Here is a 3,022-nt window from a genome sequence, read left to right as displayed (position 1 = left end):
ACTTTGGACCAGGCGAGGTCCGGATCAGTCCCCGGGGCAAAAGTTAATTCAATGCGGCACATGCCTGAAGAGTCACTGGTGGCCGACATATAAAGCATCTTGTCAAGCCCGGTCATCTTCTGCTCGATGATCTGGGTCACGGTGTTTTCCACGGTCTCGGCCGAGGCCCCGGGATACATGGTCATAATATAAATCGACGGGGGAGCCATGGCGGGATACTGGGAGATGGGCATACGGTAAATCGCCAGCGCTCCTCCCACCATCATGACGATGGCGATGACCCAGGCAAAGACCGGACGATCCAGAAAGAATCTCGATAGCATTAGGCGCCCCTGTCAGTTCGATTTTGCGCTCGGCGGTGCCGCATTTTCAGGTTTCAGACCCTCTTTTCGACCGGGTTCGAAGGGAACGGCCTTCACGGCCACCCCAGGCCGAACCCTTTGTATCCCCTCCACAATGACCTGTTCGCCTGGAATAAGGCCGGAGGCGACCAGCCATTGGTCGCCGATGGCCCGGTCAAGGGTGAGCATCCGCTGTTTAACCTTGCCCTCGGCATCCACCAGCAGCGCGAAGGGATTGCCCTTGCGATCCCGGGACACGGCCTGTTGAGGGACAAGGAGGGCCTGTTCATTGACGCCTTCTTTGATAACCGCCCGGACAAACATGCCTGGCAGGAGAACCCCTTCCGGATTGGGGAAAATAATCCGCAGGATGACGGAGCCGGTAGTCGGGTCCACGGTGATATCGCGGAACTGGAGGGTCCCCTCCAGAGGAAATTTCGTACCATCTTCTAAAAGGAGCCCGACCTTTTTCTGTTTTTTTCCGTCTGGGTTCAGATGGCCCTTTTCCAGGCGGCGTTTTAGGCGCAGCAGTTCGGTGGTGGATTGAGGCACGTCCACGTAAACGGGATCTAATTGTTGAATAGTGGCTAAGGGCTGAGGCTGGTAGGCCGTTACGATAGCGCCCTCGGTTACATTGGATTTGCCGATGCGCCCCGTGATGGGGGCATTGACGCGGCAGTAGCCCAGATTGATTCGGGCGGTCCTCACCTGTGCTTTCCAATACTCGATCTCGGCCTTAGCCTGTTTCAGGGCGGCAGCCGCATCATCGTATTCCTGCTGGCTCACCGCTTTGTCGGCAAGCAATTCCCGGTAGCGCTCGGCCCTCAACCGAATCGCCGGCAGATTGGCCTCCGCCTTGCCCAGGGCGGCCTTGGCATTATCCAGCGCCGCCTGAAAGGGAGCAGGATCGATCTGATAGAGCACCTGACCAGCTTTGACCATAGAACCTTCGGTAAACAGGCGTTTCTGGATCAGGCCGCTGACCTGGGGCCGGATTTCGGCAATCCGAAAAGCAGAGGTGCGACCCGGCAATACCGTGGTCAGCACGACCTTTTGAGGTTGGACCGTCACCGTCGCCACTTCCGGCACCGGGGGCGGGGCGGATTGCTGTCGGCGCTCGCAGCCCACCGACCAAAACCCGCCGATCAGGACCACTAAGACCACAGTCCTTTTTAGGAATTGACAAACAGTGCCGTTAAGATGCATCAGAGAGCCTCCAGGTATCGATGGTAACCGCGACCGGATGGAGATAATTACGAATTAACCAACCCTTTGAAGAGAATATTCAGGATGACGTCCGGATTATCAGGATAAGGATGCTGCTCCGGCGTCTCCAACCAGAGAAAAAGGAAGGCGTTGGTAAGACTGTCTAAGGCTACAGCCAAATGGTAAGGGTCAGCGATTTTTTTGAACCGATTTTTTTGGATCCCGCGCTCAAAGACCGAGGCCAGCTTCCGCAGAAACAGGCCGTATCGTTCCCGAATCTCGCTGTCCAGGCCGGCCCGGATATTAAAACTGGCTCCCCGGGTTTCAGCAAAATAGAGACGAATAATGGAGATGTTGTCCTTAAACAGGGTGCTCTTGGCCATCACGTAATTGCGTAATTGGTCAATCTCGTCATCCGCCGCTTCCAGGGCTTGGGAGAGAGTTTCATGGAAGCTGTCGGCTAGCTCCCTGATAAGGGATTTGTAAAGGTGTTCCTTGTTTCTGAAGAACTTGTAGATGGTGCCGATGGCAAACTCGGCCTTTTCGGCGATCTCGTGCATGGAAACATTATGGTACCCCCTCTCCGAGAAAGACTCCTGAGCGGCGGCCAGCAACTGTCGCCGTTGCCGGAGTTTTTCTCTTTCCCGACGGGAGAGTTTCTTCCCTGGCATTATTCGGACTCCTTGGATAGGTAAGGGTCTTTATGAATTAATCCTCAGATTCTATAAAGTGACGTCAGATTCTTATTATAAAACGTAGCATTATGATGTCAAGCGATAACTTGAAAATTCTCTCCAACCAAAATTTTGCATTTGCCATTTTGATTGAACGAATGTGAGGAATCCCTCAAAACCGAACAGAGGTTTATAATTCCCCCCAGATTTCGGCCAGCATGCTAAGCTTATAAGGCATGGACTAAGTGAAAATGTGAGAACAGGAGGATCGGATGGAAGATGACTATGATGTGGAAAAGGTATGGGGAGTGTCAAGTTTTTTGTGTGAATTGATTAATTTCTGCTATAATGCCTCCTGAACCCAATGAGGAGGTGGCCTATGGGACTTTCGTGCAAGAGATGCGGCAGTGCCTCGTTTGTTAAGCATGGGTTTGTGCGAGGGCTCCAGCGTTACCGGTGCCGATCCTGCGGCTACAACTTTACTGCCACTCCCAAACGCGGCCGCTCGGAAGCTACCAAGGCCCTGACTGTCCTGCTTTACAGCCTTGGCAAGGCCGGTTATCGAACGCTGGGGAAACTGCTGGGGGTCTCCGCCGTCAGCGTCTACAAGTGGGTGCGCCGAGCCGCGGCGGCGTTGCCTGAGCCGGAGGTCCGGGAAGATATCCGTGAGATGGAACTGGATGAGCTGTGGCATTTCCTGCAATCAAAAAAAACAAGTGTTGGATCTGGAAAGCCTATGATCGTGACGCACGGCGTTGTGTCGCCTGGGTGGTGGGTGGCCGTGATCATGTTACCTGTGAG

At 54.1% G+C, this 3,022-nt stretch carries 4 protein-coding genes; 1 reads left to right on the top strand and 3 read right to left on the bottom strand.

Annotation, left to right across the window (positions count from 1 at the left end; all coding sequences use genetic code 11):
• The 3 genes from JRG72_11755 to JRG72_11745 form a co-directional block, all read right to left on the bottom strand.
• The coding region (locus tag JRG72_11755; protein ID MBW2135877.1) for an efflux RND transporter permease subunit at positions 1 to 323 on the bottom strand (323 nt) is incomplete at its 3' end.
• 12 nt (positions 324 to 335) lie between these two features.
• Positions 336 to 1,547 (bottom strand): efflux RND transporter periplasmic adaptor subunit, encoded by a 1,212-nt coding sequence (locus JRG72_11750; GenBank protein ID MBW2135876.1) that lies wholly within the window; start codon positions 1,545 to 1,547, stop codon positions 336 to 338.
• Between the two features lie 47 nt (positions 1,548 to 1,594).
• The gene (locus JRG72_11745) at positions 1,595 to 2,218 is read right to left on the bottom strand and encodes a TetR/AcrR family transcriptional regulator (GenBank protein MBW2135875.1); all 624 of its coding nucleotides are present in this window, start codon (positions 2,216 to 2,218) and stop codon (positions 1,595 to 1,597) included.
• A gap of 382 nt (positions 2,219 to 2,600) precedes the next feature.
• Here JRG72_11745 and JRG72_11740 point away from each other — a divergent pair.
• A partial coding sequence (locus JRG72_11740; GenBank protein ID MBW2135874.1) for an IS1 family transposase occupies positions 2,601 to 3,022 on the top strand: 422 nt, incomplete at its 3' end.

The sequence above is a fragment of the Deltaproteobacteria bacterium genome (genome assembly GCA_019309545.1).
In the GTDB taxonomy this organism is placed as follows: domain Bacteria; phylum Desulfobacterota; class Desulfobaccia; order Desulfobaccales; family Desulfobaccaceae; genus Desulfobacca_B.
This window is presented reverse-complemented; position numbering and strand designations above follow the sequence as displayed.

Bases quoted from the DNA above. Each gene is read 5' to 3' on its own strand.
- JRG72_11750 (MBW2135876.1), bottom strand. From the start codon at position 1,547: ATGCATCTTAACGGCACTGTTTGTCAATTCCTAAAAAGGACTGTGGTC.
- JRG72_11745 (MBW2135875.1), bottom strand. From the start codon at position 2,218: ATGCCAGGGAAGAAACTCTCCCGTCGGGAAAGAGAAAAACTCCGGCAA.